Below are 16,202 nucleotides of genomic sequence, written 5' to 3'. Positions count from 1 at the left end.
TTTTGACAAAAATATGCTTTTTATACTGCACTCAGTTTTTCTTTCAGGTATTCAAACGCCGATTTTTTCAAAGTATAATTCAGGAATGAAGGCGTCAGGGATTTTAAGGATTTTATTTCCCTGAATTTAGGCCAGCCTTCATCATCGGTGCCATCAGGTTCAAGATACCCGCTGCCGCAGAGAAGTGTACATTTCCCAAGATTAATCAAATCCATCTTTTCTTGTCTTGAATAAGAGCGCATACCTTCTCCCAGTTCCTGAACCCCAATCAGGAACAGCATGAAATCAAAATCGGCGGTCACTTTAAAACGCTTACTTACTTCAAGCACCAGCAGGTCCCAGTTATCTTCATTGTATGTCATTTTCAGGCCCTTTTGTGAATTTTGCGAAATAAGCCTCACAAAATTCGTGATCGTTTCAGTTGTAAAACTTCAAAAATGAGTCTTCTCCTAAAAAAGCTATCTTTGTAAAGATCGAAGCAAAAAAAGACTTTTAGAAGTGGATTCAAAATTAATAAAAGTAAAGGAAACGAGCATGGCAAAGTTTCCCACAACAGAACATGTATAAGTTCTTGCATGCGAGTTCCATCAGACCAATAACTTAGACGAATACTGATGAACCACGCAGAAAAAAAGCCGGTCAGATCAATTCTGCCGGCCTTGTGGGTTGTACTGGATTCGAACCAGTGACCCCTACCCTGTCAAGGTAATGCTCTAAACCAACTGAGCTAACAACCCCTGATTTGGTTCTGCAAAAATATAAAATTTTAAAACAAAAAAAGGCCCGATGGGAACCGAACCTTCTTTTTTGGATTTTCTGATTTAAGGGAAAGGCTGAACTTTCTGGTTGCAAATATAGACATTTTTTAACAGACGCAAGTTTTAAGTGGAAATATTTTTACAGAAAATGATAAATATTTGTACTTTTTTATCAGGAAAATAACTTTAAGGCCGGACAAAAGGGCTGTTAATAAACTTTAACAACCGGTTTTAAATGATATCGACCTGTAAAATTTCAGGTATCAGATAAATGAGCCCGGTCTAAAAAGCATCTATGTTGCCAAACTCATTGTGGTTTTAAATTTTTGGATTCTCATTAACAAGGCGATAACTCGTGTACAAAAATTTAAAACGCCTTGATTTTGACAAAAATATGCTTCTTATGCCGCACTCATAAATCATTAAAAAAAACCAAGTTCTTTCAAGCAAGCGGCCGTCCGGCTATGCCGCATGCCTGCAAGAACTTGGGCAATAATATTCTGAATCAATATTATCCGAAAAAAATGCCGTTGCGCAAAGAAATTCCTGAAATTTAACGGGCGAGCATTATGATCCTTTTTATAATATCATCCGCGACCGAAGTAAGCATCAACAGAGTACTTACCCGATCCTAAAAAGAATAGTCCGGCAAAACCCAAAAAATACAATAAGGCGAACTCTTTACTTGCTCCACCGCTTGCTGCAAATAACGGATCCGCCAAATGAACGGTTAAGACTGCAACTGCCATGGTAATCATTAAAGGAATAGATGCCAATCTGGTTCTCAGTCCAATCAGTATCATGATTCCGGCAATAAATTCGGCCAGCATTGCCAGTGTCAGGTTAATTGCCGGGCTGATCCCGAAAAGAGCCGGGAATTGAACGTTTCCGGACAGGAGCATTTGTAACTTGCCCAGTCCATGACCAAATACAATAAAAAATCCAAAACCAAGACGTAATATCAATGCCGCAAGGTCTTTTTCGTTTTTGAATAATGTTCTCATAATATTCTTGTTTTGTTAGAAATGTTTTTCTAAAAACCTGAAAAAAGAGAATTTGTTCAAAAACTATTCAATCCATACTTTATCCAATCGAAAGTTCACTTCTCTGTACGATCTGTTCAGTAACGAAACCTGAATAGATTCAATGGCATCAATGCTGAAATGAAGGGAAGTGTCTGTATCTGCATAAAATGGCAAAAAGGAGGGGAAAGAGATCTGTTATGGCCGCATAAAGGAATACCACATCGTTGACACCCTTTTGTAAGGGCTTCCCGCTTTCATCGACCCAAACTTTCAATTTGTCTGCCTCCCCGGGCGTTTTACGCGCAGCAGATGTAACTACCTCATTGTTTACATAGCCTTTGGCCGTAATTTCGCCAGGTTCAAAAGACAGAAGTTTAAAAGTAAACGGCGGATGTTTCAGATGTGTACTGATGCGATCGCTGTCCGGCTTTTGTCTGCCAAGAGATTTCCCGTTAACCAGCAATTCAACCTCATCGCAGTTGCTGTAAACTTTAACATCAGTAAAAGAGGGATCATTATAAAAGTTGGCTATTTCAATAAAAGGGCTGTAGAATTCTTCATTTACTTCAGGCTTAATATCGGCCTGGCTTTTATAGAAATAACAGGCAAACTTCGGAAGTCTGAAAATATCCATAATTCCCGAGGCCTCTATATCAGAAGCATACCCCCGGTTGTAGTCAAACATGAGCCAGTTGGCATCACCGCAGGCCGGCCCCTGCAGATTGCTGTTGTGCGCTTCCTGATAATTGAGGGCCTGTGCCTCTTCCTGAAAAAAGTAATGTCGCTTGTTGAAAGAAATGTTGAAAATCCCGACTTCTCAGTAGATATGATCAGTGAGACCCTGGGAATGAGCAGTACCCACCTTTACCGGAAACTCAAAGCCATAACCGGGCAATCCACTCGCGATATCATCAACAACTACCGCATGCAAAAGGCTGCCAACATGCTCAAAAACAAAGATGGAAACATTACCGAAATAATGTATGCCGTCGGTTATACCAGTTTATCAAGTTTCTCCAAAAGTTTTAAGGCCAAGTTCGGTGTGTCGCCGAAGGGGTATAAATGAGTTTGACAAAAATATGCTTTTATATCGTACCCATCAATAAAACCCTCTGAACAAGATATACTTAATGACCTCTTCCCGGCTTTATTCCTTTATATTACTTTCTTCTGCTGCCCTTCTTCTTTCGAGTTCGGCAATAATTTCATTCATTTTACTATCACTCAACTTGTAAAATATCATAACAGCACCGGAGATCAAGGCTGCAATACCCGGGATGAAACTCATCATGTATTTGATCCCTTCGATGGTATCCGGTGTTTGTTCCACATTAGCCTGAAACCCAAACAAGGCAAGAAGCCACATGGTGATGGAACCGCCCAGTGTCCATCCGAGCTTTTGCGACATACTGGAAGCCGAAAACACCAACCCTGTTGCCCGGCGGCCTGTTTTATACTGAGAATAATCGGCAGCATCGGCATACATCGACCACATCAACGGGAAAATAATCCCCGCGCAAAAGCTAATCAATGCCTGAAGCAGGTATATAAAAAAGTAATTTTCGCGGTTACAGAAATAGAATATGCCACTCAAAACAGCCGCCATGAACATGGCATAAATGAAAGTCCGTCTTTTCCCGATTCTGGCAGAAACAGGCTTGGCCATCATAACACCAATCATATTGGTAGCCTGCCCGAGGAATAAATAAAGGGTGCTGTATGTAAAAGTTGCAGAAGAAATGGCCAATGCGGTTTCGTCAATAACGTAGTATTTAAAATAGTACAATGCCACACTATCACGAACAGAATTAAAAATTAATGTCATGACTCCTGCTCCCAGAATAACAAACCACGGAACATTGCCGAGAAGGTTCTTAAAATCCTCTTTCAGGCTGCTTTGCTGATTTTTCGGGGGGTGAATACGTTCGCGTGTCCATGAAAAAGTCATCAGAAAAAAGCCGACTGCAATTATCCCGATGATTGTCATTGTAAGCTGGTAGGCAGTCTCTTTGCTAAAATTGATAACATTTTCAAAAAAATCGGCAGTAGGCTGAAAAATGGCGAACACCAGCAAACTACCTGCAAAAGCAAAAACCATACGATAAGAAGCAAAGCTGGTTCGCTCGTTAGGATCGGCTGTCATTACACCCAGCAAGCTGGCATAAGGCACATTGATAGCAGTATAGGCCATCATCATAAGCGTGTAGGTGACATAAGCATAAACGATCTTCCCGTTCACGCTGAGGTTGGGTGTAGTAAACAAAAGGACCCCTATAATAGCAAAAGGTACCGCGACCCAAAGCAGATAAGGACGGAACTTGCCCCACCTGGTGTTAGTGCGGTCTCCTATAATTCCCATGATGGGGTCATTTGCAGTATCCCAAATGCGTGTGACCAAAAACATGGTACCTACAGCGGCTGCCGGGATACCAAATACATCGGTGTAAAAAATAGCCAGGTAAGCGGTGAAAATCTTCCAATACATCGATGACGCGGCATCCCCGAAACCATAAGCAATTTTTTCCTTTAATTTTATGGCAGTATTACTCATGAAAATAGATTTAAATCCTCATTAACAATTAACTGACGCAGGTTTGAAAATTCTTAGTGCCTCAATGCCATCAACAAGTAGATAGCGGCAGATTCCTCAGGATAGTTTTGAGGTCACATGGTTTTGTGCGGCAACATATTGCAAACGTTGAATGCTTTCAATCAGTGCCCTGGTATTGTGATACGGACATTTCCAAAAACCGGCTTTCAGGCCGTTGCGATCAGGCTGCCCGTTATCGTAAACAATCCCGAACCATTCGCCTTTTTCATGGTCTATTACATGATTTTTAATGTAATTCCAGATTTTTCCGAACATTTCGCAATACACCGGTTCACCGGTATGCTCATAAGCATCCATTAACCCCACAAGAGCCTCAGCCTGCACCCACCAATGACGGTCTTTGTGCAACACTTCTTTTTTAATATCTTTTTCATAATAGAGAGAATTGTCGGGAGCCCACCCGTCTTTAATTACTACATTCACCATTTGCAATGTTTTACGACGTGTTTCTTTTTCGAGGTGATCATCTCCGATCAATCTGACCGCTTCATTAATGAGCCATGCCCCTTCGATATCGTGCCCAAAGGAAACAATGTCAGATTGCACCGTCCAATCCATGTCGAAAAACAAATGAAAATGCCAGGATTCCTGATTCAAAATATTATCAAGAAAGACTCTTACCAGGCCTTTTATTTTATTCCGAAGTTCATCTGTAGGCCATATACGAAACAGATTGGAATAGGGCTCCAAAATATGAAGGTGAGTATTCATGCTCTTGGGTGAATTGGCATCTCTGGGACTCAATCGCACATCTTCCATTTGCTTCCATTCCCGCGACAATGCTTCCAGATAGCCTCCATTTACAGGGTCAAAGCTGTGTGTTTCTATCAAGTCAAACAGTTTTACTGAAAGTTCAAGACTTTCGCGTTTCCCCGATGCTTTAAAATACTCGGAAAAGGCATAAATCCCAAATCCCTGCCCGTATATTTGTTTCCTTGGATTTATCACATCACCCTTGAAATCAACGGCCCAAAAAAGACCGTCATATTGGTTGTCCCAAAAATGGTTAACCAAATAATCAAAAGCCCGGTGAGCCAGCTTCAGGTATTGTTCATCTTTGAAAAAATTGTAAGCTGCGGAAAAAGTCCATAAAATTCTGGCATTCAAAACAACACCTTTGTCTGCCCCTGGTACCATTTTCCCTTCTGCATCTACTTCTCCGGCAAAACCTCCATGCTCATGATCGATGGTATGAAAACGCCAAAAATGAAGTATGTCTTCCAATTCTTTGTGAAGATCGTTCAGCAATTCGTCTTTTCCGTTCATTCTAATTTTTTCTTTTGAGTTTCTTCGAAAGTTTTGTTTTTGTCTATCAAACTGTTAATTGTCTCTACCGAGCGAGCACTGTAAAACTTATCCTGAGGCGTATTGATACAATAATCAATCAGTTGATCGATCGTTGAAGTAGCGACATGCAGGCGGGTGTCTGAGGAAGCATAATAAATATATACGGTACCATCGTCATCGGCAATCCAGCCGTTTGAAAAAAGTACGTTGGAAACATCACCCACGCGTTCTTCTCCAAGCGGCCCCATAAAATGACCGGCAGGTTTGTGAGTGACAATCCATGGTTTTTCAAGGTCGGTCATAAACATATAAAGCGTATACCGCAATCCGGCAGCTGTATTTCTGACACCATGCGCCAGATGTAACCATCCCTTCCCGGTACGAAGCGGTGCCGGACCGAGTCCGTTTTTTACTTCATAAACAGTATGATACCGTTTGGCATCAACAATTACTTCCTCTTTTATTGTTGCATGTTCAATATCGTCAGCCAGGCCAAATCCGATGCCACCGCCTTTCCCGGTATCAATAAACCCGTCCTGTGGACGCGTATAAAAGGCATATTTACCATCAATTTTGTGTGGAAATAAAACCACGTTACGCTGTTGACCTGTTGTTGAAACAAGATCGGGAAGGCGCTCCCAGTTTATCAGGTCTTTGGTTCTGGCAATTCCGGCAGCAGCAACGGCACTACTTGTATCCCCATCAGGGGCATCAGGGTCTTTACGTTCGGCGCAAAACACCCCGTAAACATACCCGTCATCATGCCTGGTAAGCCGCATATCATAGACATTTGTATCGGGTAATTCGTTCTGTGGCAAAGTAACGGGCCTGTCCCAAAAACGAAAATTATCAACGCCGTTTGAGCTTTCGGCAATTGCAAAAAACGATTTCCGGTCGTTGCCTTCAACCCTGACTGCCAGTACATATTTCCCGTTCCACTTAATGGCTCCGGCATTAAAAGTTGCATTAAAACCAATGCGCTCCATAAAATGCGGATTGGTTTCGGGATTCATATCAAACCGCCAGTGAAGGGGAACATATTCGCGTGTCAGGATGGGATATCTGTAACGATTGTAAATTCCATTTGTGCTAAACAACGGTTCATTCGGCCTTGTCAGCAATTTTTCATGCTCCCTCGACACTCTTTCAAGACGTTCTTTAAATAATTCATTCTTCATAGCCATATTTAATCTTAGATCACATAAGATTCAGAGATTATCCGATATCTATACAATTAGTCAACAGCATCGTGAACCGGGAAGTTGTGAGTTCGTGACTCTTTTTGTAACCCCGTAAATTATTCAAGCTTATTCTCCTTCTTAAATCGGTTCCAGTCTTCCAGTAACCAGACTTTTTCACGGCTGACGAATTTCTTAAAATCAGCAGCCGGGGAATGTCCTGGGTAAGTACTGAAAAAATGGGTTGTATCGGCATTCCTCCAAAGCATTACATAGGCAATTAACACCAGAAGCCAGGTCGTCCTGGTGTCCGAAAAGTATCCCTTTATTTTTATCCCGCTAAGCTGTTCAAAAAGCTTATCGGCAGGATTATGCGATAAATTTTCAGAAGGCTTGGTCACACATGAGGACAAAACATTCCCTAAAAGGAATAAGAAAACCAATTTTTTCATCGGTATAAAATTAATCTAAGTTATTGGTCTGATGGAACTCGCATGCAAGAACTTATACATGTTCTGTTGTGGGAAACTTTGCCATGCTCGATTCATCTGTATAAAATCAGTCTGAGATATTGGGGAAATAACTGCCTTTTCGGCTATTTTAATGGTTTCAGTCGCAACATAACAACATCATGTGAAGGTACAGTTGCAATAAAAGCCTTTTTGGTTTTACCAATATTCTTCCTGTTCCAGAGATTGCGTATTGAATATGTAACCTCATCAAATTTGGTCACGTAACCAAAAATCTCATCCATCACATTCTCATTTTTCCAGTCAAATTCTACCACTGCCGGTTCTGCACGCCTGTTAAGAAAACAAACTGCCCACTCTCCGTTTTTCAATGGCTTAAACCAGGTTTCCAGGCTGTCTTTACTGCTGTATTTAAAGCCCTGAACGCCCAAAGAATCCTGGTCAATAGCAATGACTTCTTCATTGGTAAGAATTTCAATGGTTTCTTCGGACATATTTCTCAGATCATTTCCGGCAATAAGGGGAGCTGCGAGCATAGCCCACATCGAAAAATGTGCACGATCTTCGTTAACAGTCAATCCGTTACCCACTTCCAGCATATCAGGGTCGTTCCAATGTCCGGGACCGGCATATTTGCGCAATCCCTCCTGCATATCCAGAATTTTCATTACACCCCAGGAGTACCAGCCCCCTTCATGTTGGTGTTTACAGTCCCAGCAAATAAAGATGTCGCCAGTGGTGCGCCACATGTGGGCAATGTCTGCGGCCCACTTCCAGGGTTCATTGTTGCCCCATTCGCACATGCTGAACAAAACAGGACGGCCTGCTTTATACAACGCATCACGCATTGTGGTATAAGCCCCGACAGGATTTATATTTTCAGTATTGCACCAGTCATATTTCAAATAGTCGATTCCCCATTTTGCATATTGAAGCGCATCCTGATACTCGTAGCCACGGCTGCCCGGGTACCCTCCACAGGTTTTAGTACCGGCATCAGAATAAATGCCCAGCTTCAGTCCCTTAGAATGAACGTAATCGGCGAGCGCTTTCATCCCGTTGGGAAAACGTGTGAAATCGGGATAGATAAAACCGAGACTGTCACGTCCGCCATGCCAGCAGTCGTCAATGACGATATATTCATAACCCGCGTCTTTCATACCACTTTCCACCATGGCATCCGCTATATCACGAATTATTTCTTCATTAATATTGCAGGCAAATTTATTCCAGCTGTTCCAACCCAATGGCGGAGTAAGTGCCAATTCTTCAAATTTTTGGGCTTGAATGCGAAACCCGAAAAGAAGAACAAAAAAAACAAGTAAACCCTTTTTAATAATCATATCGCGGATATTTGTAGTAATACAATCTTATTGCGAATTAATTTTCAACAAAATACCGGATTTTAAAGCTTTGTTACAAGTACAATCCTTTCAGTTGTTTGTATAATTCGCCCATTTGTAATCGTTGCAGAACAACTTGTCACAAATTAAAGAAGCATTATCAGGAAAAGCATTTTGCGTTCTAAGATGCTATATATCATTATGATTTAGCAATAAAAACCCCAAACCAAACAAAAGAATATCCGGTTCGGGGCTATTAATTCAATCTATACTATTTTATACCTTTAACATTATCGGGCCCTGCCTTAAGCCAAATTCATTGATGAGTGTAGTATAAAAAGCATATTTTTGTCAAAATCCAGGCGTTTTAAATTTTTGTACCAGAATTAGCTTGTTGTTAATGAGGATGTAAAAATTCAAAACAACAACGAGTTTGGCAACAAAGATGATTTTTATACCAGGCTCATTGATTTTCAAAAAAATATGCCTTTTATACCGCACTCATTATTTCAAATCGGGCATTTCATCTCTGGTAATCACAGCATCATGAGAAAACGCGTCTTCCCACCAGGTTATGTCGGCATGCGTATGGTTGGTTTCACTGAAATCCGCATCTCCGGGATCATTGGTACGTTCGTAGTCGTACCATGGCATAAACCAGGACCACAATGCACCACTGTTCCACTGCTCGGTAATGTTTGCAATGCTTCCCATTTCACTTAAAGTGACCATTTTTGTCGGGTAAGCGTCTTGTATTGCATCAAATTGTGACGCAATATCAGCAGCATCATTATTATTATAAATATCTCTGCCGATAATGTCGACATACTCATCACCGGGATAAAATTCATCATCTTTTGTCTGTGTAGTCCAAACCCAGATGAGATTGTTCAATCCCTGCTGTTGAAAATACTCAAACATATATGCCCATAAATTTTTAAAGGCCTGAGCACCATCGGCACCCCACCAAAACCAGGCTTTGCCTCCGTCGTATTCATAGATATTACCGGCTGCTTCATGCAACGGACGCCAGATTACAGGGATATTCTTGTTCTTCAATAAATTCAGATACCCTGCTATCTCTTCGAGGTCGGCATTTACTATATCGTTTTCCCAGGTTCCTTCAACAGTCGCGTTAGCAGCGCTGAAAGTCGTTTCGGAGGGCTTATAGGTATATTCAGTCGATCCCTCTGAAACCGGGACATTCCAGTGCCAGCAGGCACTAACAAGACCATTATTGGCCCACCAGTCTTCAACAACCTGCGTATCGGAATAATCGATCCAATTGGCAGGCGCAGCATTCAGATGAATATAATCAAATGTATTCATGGCCGGATATTTCCCGGTATGCTGATATACCCATTCGGCTTCATTGATGTTCCAGCTCACATTGGCAATAGCTCCTGAAATAATTTTTGAACCATAATTCTCTTTCAGGAAGTTGTACACATTTTGGACTTCGGAAGATGGGTTTGAAACAGTGAGGTCGGAGGTGATTTCGACAGGAGGCCTGGTAGTAAAAGAGAATGTTACATCATGCTCTGAAGGCACCCCAAAAGTGTTGACGACGGCCCCTGCCGGAACTGTCACCTCGTATTGAGTTCCATATTCGAGAGCTGCATCTATCAATATTTTTTTGAAGGAAGCATCTGCCGCAACCTGTTTACTATTTACAGAAATACCGTGATTCTCGACCAATTCCACAACCTCGTCAAAAGTAACAGAAACTTCTGCCGAAACATTTACATCCACGGCCCCGTCGACAGGCGATGTTGACTCTACAACAGGTGGAGGTTTCTTTTCTTCCGAATCATTCGAACAATACACAAAAAGAGGAAATGCCCAAAAAAGTATGCATATTCTTTTTATCATACTTCCATTATTTGAGTTAGTTAAAGAATAGCGACTGTGTAAAAACTCTGTGATACTCTGTGCGTACTTTGTGATACTCTGTGCGTACTTTGTGATACTCTGTGCAATTCATTGTTTCACAGAGATACACGGAGTTGGCACAGAGTCCCACAGAGTAAAAATTAGTCTTTTTAGAAACCTTCTTGAAATACACAAGAATCATTCTTTACGGAACCGGCTCAAATCTGAAATTATCCAGACTAATCCTGGTGAAATCCAAACCGGCGGGAGGTTGAGTAATGAGTCCCCAATCACCGCTGTTGGTGATATCACCAGTGATTCCTATATCATTAAGATTATAGGTTACAGTAACCCAACCGTCTCCGGTACCCCAGGTTCCGTCATCATTTTGGATGCCGAGTTTAAACCATTGGGAATCCTTGCCAGCAAGTTTTAACTGGAAATTATTTGAATCATCACTAATAGCCCCTTCGATCTTTACATCAATCTTGACAACATGATTATCAGCATCCACTTCGGGCTTTGGAAAGGCATCATGATGATTACATCCCCATACCCATTTCCAGTCCCATTCACCAAGCTGTGCATTGCCTTTCAGGTATTTACCAGATACGCCATTACCATCATCCATCAATGCACTGATACCACCCCAATTGTCCCAATCCAGACTATGTCCTTCCTCGTCAAAATCATTAAATACAAGATCGGGATAAAGAACCGGATCGACACCTCCAAAGAAAATTTCGGGTAAAAGACCTTCTTCCCCTTCATAAGTAATAACGCGAATCTGGCCGTTCCCTGTGGGGACATCTTCGGGCACATAAACCTCGACGCGGGTGTCGGTTTTCTCACCATAGGCAGTTGCCTTAATTTCGCCCGGAAAAACAAGTTCCTTTATTAAATCAAGATTCGAGCCCAGAATAGTCAGAATCTGACCAGGTGTTGCCTTGCTTTCCTCGTAACCGGTCACGTCCGGAAGATTGGAAAGGATTGTAACCGGTCCGGAAGATTCAACCTCAACGCCGTTAATAGCGACAAGAGTAATGACACCTGTTTCAGAACCTACTTTCACAGTAACGATTATTTCGGTTTCTGTTTGACTGGTAATTTCTCCTTCAACACCGCCCGAAAAAATCACCTTATCTACCAAATCCAGATTTTCGCCGGTAATGGTTAGCAAATTATTTGGTTTTATTTCTGAAGGACTAAACGATGTCAGAGAAGGGGCAAGAAAGTTAAGCTCATCGCCTGTTACTGATTTCTGTGCAAGAGTATTGAAAACAACTGCACCTGAAAGAGCCCCATCGGGAGTAGTAACAGTAATTTCGGCAGGTGTCCCTCCTTCAGCAATGACTCCTTCAAAACCTCCTTCAAATACGACAGAAGAAATAAGATCAAGATTTTCACCGGTAACCGTTATATCTTCACCGTTTTTTAATGTTAGCGGCACAATCGAATTGATGGTCGGAAGAAGCATTTGAAGTTCTGTTCCGGAAATTACTTCAACGCCGGAGAGAGGAAGTAACACAATATTTCCATCCCGGGTATTTAAAGGAACAGAAATAACTATTTGGTCAGCACTCTGGCTAACAAAATCATCAGAGCCGATCTCGATATCTCCTCCAAGCTTCAAAGATACAACAAGATCAAGATCGGAACCGGAAATAGTGAGTTCACTGCCAGCCTTAACCGGATTAGGCGAAATCTCATCAAATACAGGCAAAGTAATGTTCAACTCACTTTCGGAATAAACAATTACCGGCTCCTCTTCCCCGTTAGAAACACCAATAATACCGGTTTGAGCGGCTTCAGGAACCGTTACTTTCAGCTCTTTACGGCTCTGTGATTCGAAAAATGACGTATCGGCCACTACACGGTCGGTGAAGATCACCTCTTTCACCAGATTAAGGTAATCTCCATTTATGGTGAGAACTTCGCCAGGCCGAATGGTTGCCGGAGTGAATTCATCAATAGAGATGGGTTCTGAATAGCCTATAGGTGTTTTAGTTGTTATATCACCCTGGGGTGTTTTCAATACAACCAATCCCTCTTCGGCATTTTGTGGCACGGTAAGTGTTATTAACTCGGTTGTGCGGGTTGTAAATTCCGAGGCATCAATTTCAATGCCGTCAGGAATAATTATAGCCGTTACTTTATCAAGATTGTCACCGATGAACCTTAGTTCTGCTCCTCTGGCTATAGGCATTGGCCCATAGCTGAAGAGTTCAACTTTATCATTGCCTTCATCATCATCGTCTTCACATGATATGAAAAGCATACCGGCACCCAGTACAATAAGCATCAGTGCACTGAATGAATACCGTATATATTTATTGAATTTTGTTTGCATAACGATCAGATTAATAAATTATGAACTATTTTGGCACTACTCTTACATTATCAATGGCAAAGAACAAATCTTGTTCCAGGTCAGCTTCTAATGCAGGGCCCCATACAAAGAAGGTAAAGCCGCCAAAATCATCTGGATATGTCAATGAGAGGTCATTGACAGAAGCATCATGAGAAAACCTAAATTCAGTCATTGGGATAGAAACGGTTATCCATCCCTCAGTCTGAAAATTATCCTGCTGTTCGAACCATGGTCGCCACAAAGCACGTCCAAGACCGGCATCACTGTAATAGCTGTTACCTCCGTTAACGTCAGGAACATCCTGTGGTGTAAAAATACATTGCAGATAACCCACTGCCCAGGGATTAACCACGTTAACTTCAAACTTTAATGCCATATCGGAAAGACTATTATCCCCCAGTTCAAATAAGGGGTTCTTCTGAAGCGGATTATTAATCCAGGTTCCCCAAAGGTTCATGGCCAGATTGTCTTCCACCCAGCCCCAGTCTGTAAGAGTGCCTGAAAGTGCCAGATAATCACCTGAAACACCTTCGGGATTACTACCTTGCGTGTTTCCCGAACGCCACCCGGCACCAAACATTGTGTCGAAATCAAGAAAGACGTTTCTATCGTCGCGGAAGTAAAACGAAGAACGCGTTGAGCCATACATCGATTTAACGGTAACAGGACCCGAACCAACTCCTTCGGGGACAATAACACGAATCTCCTTAAGCGTATAACTTTCTACTTCTGCCTCAATATTTCCCGGGAAAAATACCTGCAACGGCTTCTCTTCGCTACCCAGAAAATAGTTGCCACGGATAATAGCCACGCCGCCTGCAGGCACATATTCACACTTCATAGAAGTAAGAAGAGGCTCCGGCACCTGAACCTGGAAATCGTATGTATATTCCAACCCTCCCCGTGTTACGAGTTTGATTTGATCCGTAACCTCTTCCGGAATGGTATTCGGAATAGTTACAATAATGGCATCATTGGTTATATAATTGACATTGAGTACAGCTTTCTGGTCATTAAACCATATCTCTACCACATTACCAAGGTCTTCGCCAACCAGGGCGATCGTACTTCCCAAATATGCACTGACCAACAAGGAATCTGAGGCCAGCGGGTCTGTAACCCGGACATATTTAATCTCCGGCATATCACCGGTTCCGTTGTCCGAATTGTCTTCGCAGGACTGAAAAACAGTCCCGGTCAACATTACGGCTATTAAAAGGAGTAAAAGCTTAAATGCAGTACTTCTTTTTAAAGGCTCTTTTATATTATTCATAACACAATATTATCTAAGTTGTTGTCTTTATTTATTTTATAACTCAATTTCACACTGTATCCAATCATTAATTTGATTCACTAATAATTATATCAGAATAAAAATTGATTTTTAAGGTCTAATGGAACTCCCATACAAGGTTTTATACATATTCATATTGCGACATGCTCAATTCATGAATAACCTATGTCTTTGGTCTAATAGCCTGTGAGTTTTTCTAATAAGGAATGGTACTAAAATCGAACGGTACCGGCTCCTTACTCAAATTGGGGTTCATAGACAAATCAATATCAGGGAACGGCAAAGTAAAGTCATCGCGTGTAATATTGACCTTAAATGAGTTTACGGCAATTTCTGAAGCATCGACTTCACCTTTGTAATATCCATAAATATCTCCTTCGTAACTTCCCCTTTCCTGTTGATTAATCCATTGGCGCGCTAATTCAGGCTTATAGTATGAGAGTCTGACATAGTCGTACCAGTTGTCGCCCTCTATTGCAAATTCTTTTCTCCTTTCATTGAATATTGTTTCAAATGTAAGACTCGTAACAGGATCGGCATCTGGTATAGCTCTTTGCCTCACAGCATTAAAATATTTCAACGCTTCAGTATCAGTAGTCGACTCGTTATTCCCCAAAATAGCTTCAGCATAAATGAGATAAACATCCGCTAATCGCAATATATGCGTTGCCAGGTCGGTTGCCATACGTTGTCCGAGGTTGCCGTTTTCAGCAGCATGATCGCCCTCATAATGTCCTACAATGTGCTTTACCATGAACGCACCTGTCGGGACACCAAAAGTAGCACCTGCAACATTATTGTCATTATCCATCGTTGCAGTGAATCCACCAACATGCCGCCAGAAATAATCATAATGATCGTTCCACATCATCATGGTTGCTTTTCGTCTTGTATCATCATTTTGGCGCGTTGGACTAAGAGCATCTTCTCCAAACAGGTTTTGCAAATCAATTGTAACACCTCGCCATGAGCCCCATGTATCACCGGCAATACCGGTAAAATTGTTAAGCGCTACATCGGATTGAATGGAGTTTTGAGAGGTCCATGTATTAGAAATAGTCCACCGCCACGAAATCAGATTTTCAGAGTTATAATTACCGGTACTAATACGGAAAAGGTTACTGTATACAGGCTCAAGCGTCCCGGGATATTCATCAATTACAGTTTTAGCATATTGTTTAGCAAGGTCAAGATACTGCTGGTCCCTGCTTCCGTTCATTCCGAGCCCGGATCTGGTCAGATAGACTTTAGCCAGCAGGCCCATTGCAGAATACTTATTAATTCGTCCTTCCCGGTTATCGGCAGGCAACAACTCAATGGCCCTCAAAAGGGTTCGTTCAATGTACTCATATACATCTTCAAGATTGTTTCTTCGAAGGTCTGTCGCTGTTCCGGCACCAATTATTTCAGTATTACTGTGAATTATCGGAACTGCACCCCATATTCTTGCCAGGTAAAAGTAAGCTAACGCTTTAAAAGTCATCGCTTCTCCAGTAACCGTATTTTTTACTTCCGGACTGACACCGGAACCAGATTTGGAAGCAATATTTTCTATAACAGCATTGCAGTGTCCGTTAACCAGCCATAAAGAATTGGATGCATTCACCAAATCCTCATTGGTTGAGTTCAGGTTAAAATTCTGATAAATGGTTTCAGTTCCGGTATAAATATTTCCGGCCAACTGATCTCCGATCCATAGAAAACCTCTTTGAAAATCATACCATGGCGAGTTATACAGAACGTTGGCCGCCTGAAAGCACTGTTCTTCCGTTTGATAAAAATTATCAATTGTGTAGGAGTCCTCTGTAGGTCGGTGCAAAAAATCTTCACAGGATGTAGCAGTAAGAAGTAAAACTGCCAGGACTCCAATTGTTTTATATTTTAATACATTCTTCATACGAATCAATTTTTGTTGTTTTAATCCAACAGGAACCTTCATCAACAATAACCCGTAGTTTTTTGGGTAACTTTTAAAATATCGGGATCCTATTCA

At 41.6% G+C, this 16,202-nt stretch carries 13 protein-coding genes and 1 tRNA gene; 1 reads left to right on the top strand and 13 read right to left on the bottom strand.

Annotation, left to right across the window (positions count from 1 at the left end; genetic code table 11):
* Positions 1-20 precede the first annotated feature (20 nt).
* From ATH1_RS0108215 to ATH1_RS0108195, 4 genes are all read right to left on the bottom strand, one after another.
* The gene (locus ATH1_RS0108215; RefSeq protein WP_010420058.1) at positions 21-362 is read right to left on the bottom strand and encodes a hypothetical protein; all 342 of its coding nucleotides are present in this window, start codon (positions 360-362) and stop codon (positions 21-23) included.
* Between the two features lie 300 nt (positions 363-662).
* Positions 663-737: transfer RNA gene (locus ATH1_RS0108210), tRNA-Val, on the bottom strand.
* A 608-nt stretch (positions 738-1,345) separates the two neighbouring features.
* Positions 1,346-1,762, bottom strand: coding sequence for a DoxX family protein (locus tag ATH1_RS0108200; protein WP_010420052.1), 417 nt, complete (start codon positions 1,760-1,762; stop codon positions 1,346-1,348).
* Between the two features lie 148 nt (positions 1,763-1,910).
* Positions 1,911-2,468, bottom strand: coding sequence for a DUF4982 domain-containing protein (locus tag ATH1_RS0108195; RefSeq protein ID WP_010420050.1), 558 nt, complete (start codon positions 2,466-2,468; stop codon positions 1,911-1,913).
* A 45-nt stretch (positions 2,469-2,513) separates the two neighbouring features.
* Between ATH1_RS0108195 and ATH1_RS0108190 the strand changes: the two genes are divergently transcribed.
* Complete coding sequence (locus ATH1_RS0108190; protein ID WP_245531748.1) at positions 2,514-2,849, top strand: helix-turn-helix domain-containing protein; 336 nt, start codon at positions 2,514-2,516, stop codon at positions 2,847-2,849.
* 81 nt (positions 2,850-2,930) lie between these two features.
* On the opposite strand, the gene ATH1_RS0108185 is transcribed toward ATH1_RS0108190, so the two are convergent.
* The 9 genes from ATH1_RS0108185 to ATH1_RS0108140 form a co-directional block, all read right to left on the bottom strand.
* Positions 2,931-4,334, bottom strand: a complete 1,404-nt coding sequence (locus ATH1_RS0108185; protein ID WP_010420046.1) for an MFS transporter — start codon at positions 4,332-4,334, stop codon at positions 2,931-2,933.
* A gap of 96 nt (positions 4,335-4,430) precedes the next feature.
* On the bottom strand, positions 4,431-5,660 hold the full coding sequence (locus tag ATH1_RS19235) for an AGE family epimerase/isomerase (protein WP_010420044.1): 1,230 nt from the start codon (positions 5,658-5,660) through the stop codon (positions 4,431-4,433).
* The gene (locus ATH1_RS0108175) at positions 5,657-6,859 is read right to left on the bottom strand and encodes a glycoside hydrolase family 130 protein (protein WP_139035304.1); all 1,203 of its coding nucleotides are present in this window, start codon (positions 6,857-6,859) and stop codon (positions 5,657-5,659) included. Before ATH1_RS0108175 ends, ATH1_RS19235 begins: the two co-directional genes overlap by 4 nt.
* Positions 6,860-6,978: 119 nt before the next feature.
* Complete coding sequence (locus tag ATH1_RS0108170) at positions 6,979-7,311, bottom strand: hypothetical protein (protein ID WP_010420041.1); 333 nt, start codon at positions 7,309-7,311, stop codon at positions 6,979-6,981.
* Between the two features lie 143 nt (positions 7,312-7,454).
* Positions 7,455-8,672, bottom strand: a complete 1,218-nt coding sequence (locus ATH1_RS0108165; protein WP_010420039.1) for a glycoside hydrolase family 27 protein — start codon at positions 8,670-8,672, stop codon at positions 7,455-7,457.
* Positions 8,673-9,176: 504 nt separating this feature from the next.
* Positions 9,177-10,544, bottom strand: a complete 1,368-nt coding sequence (locus tag ATH1_RS0108155) for a glycosyl hydrolase (protein ID WP_010420035.1) — start codon at positions 10,542-10,544, stop codon at positions 9,177-9,179.
* Between the two features lie 205 nt (positions 10,545-10,749).
* Complete coding sequence (locus ATH1_RS0108150; RefSeq protein WP_010420033.1) at positions 10,750-12,894, bottom strand: IPT/TIG domain-containing protein; 2,145 nt, start codon at positions 12,892-12,894, stop codon at positions 10,750-10,752.
* A 25-nt stretch (positions 12,895-12,919) separates the two neighbouring features.
* The gene (locus tag ATH1_RS0108145) at positions 12,920-14,188 is read right to left on the bottom strand and encodes a glycan-binding surface protein (protein ID WP_010420032.1); all 1,269 of its coding nucleotides are present in this window, start codon (positions 14,186-14,188) and stop codon (positions 12,920-12,922) included.
* A gap of 217 nt (positions 14,189-14,405) precedes the next feature.
* Positions 14,406-16,106, bottom strand: coding sequence for a RagB/SusD family nutrient uptake outer membrane protein (locus tag ATH1_RS0108140; protein ID WP_026055363.1), 1,701 nt, complete (start codon positions 16,104-16,106; stop codon positions 14,406-14,408).
* Positions 16,107-16,202: the final 96 nt, after the last annotated feature.

The sequence above is a fragment of the Anaerophaga thermohalophila DSM 12881 genome (assembly GCF_000191885.1).
Lineage (GTDB): Bacteria > Bacteroidota > Bacteroidia > Bacteroidales > Marinilabiliaceae > Anaerophaga > Anaerophaga thermohalophila.
The sequence above is the reverse complement of the archived record's forward strand: the minus strand, read 5'-3'. Positions and strand labels throughout refer to the sequence as shown.

Coding starts and splice junctions, on each gene's coding strand:
- ATH1_RS19235 (WP_010420044.1), bottom strand. CDS start 5,660: ATGAACGGAAAAGACGAATTGCTGAACGATCTTCACAAAGAATTGGAA.
- ATH1_RS0108195 (WP_010420050.1), bottom strand. CDS start 2,468: ATGTTTGACTACAACCGGGGGTATGCTTCTGATATAGAGGCCTCGGGA.
- ATH1_RS0108215 (WP_010420058.1), bottom strand. CDS start 362: ATGACATACAATGAAGATAACTGGGACCTGCTGGTGCTTGAAGTAAGT.
- ATH1_RS0108170 (WP_010420041.1), bottom strand. CDS start 7,311: ATGAAAAAATTGGTTTTCTTATTCCTTTTAGGGAATGTTTTGTCCTCA.
- ATH1_RS0108185 (WP_010420046.1), bottom strand. CDS start 4,334: ATGAGTAATACTGCCATAAAATTAAAGGAAAAAATTGCTTATGGTTTC.
- ATH1_RS0108200 (WP_010420052.1), bottom strand. CDS start 1,762: ATGAGAACATTATTCAAAAACGAAAAAGACCTTGCGGCATTGATATTA.
- ATH1_RS0108175 (WP_139035304.1), bottom strand. CDS start 6,859: ATGAAGAATGAATTATTTAAAGAACGTCTTGAAAGAGTGTCGAGGGAG.
- ATH1_RS0108140 (WP_026055363.1), bottom strand. CDS start 16,106: ATGAAGAATGTATTAAAATATAAAACAATTGGAGTCCTGGCAGTTTTA.
- ATH1_RS0108145 (WP_010420032.1), bottom strand. CDS start 14,188: ATGAATAATATAAAAGAGCCTTTAAAAAGAAGTACTGCATTTAAGCTT.
- ATH1_RS0108150 (WP_010420033.1), bottom strand. CDS start 12,894: ATGCAAACAAAATTCAATAAATATATACGGTATTCATTCAGTGCACTG.
- ATH1_RS0108155 (WP_010420035.1), bottom strand. CDS start 10,544: ATGATAAAAAGAATATGCATACTTTTTTGGGCATTTCCTCTTTTTGTG.
- ATH1_RS0108165 (WP_010420039.1), bottom strand. CDS start 8,672: ATGATTATTAAAAAGGGTTTACTTGTTTTTTTTGTTCTTCTTTTCGGG.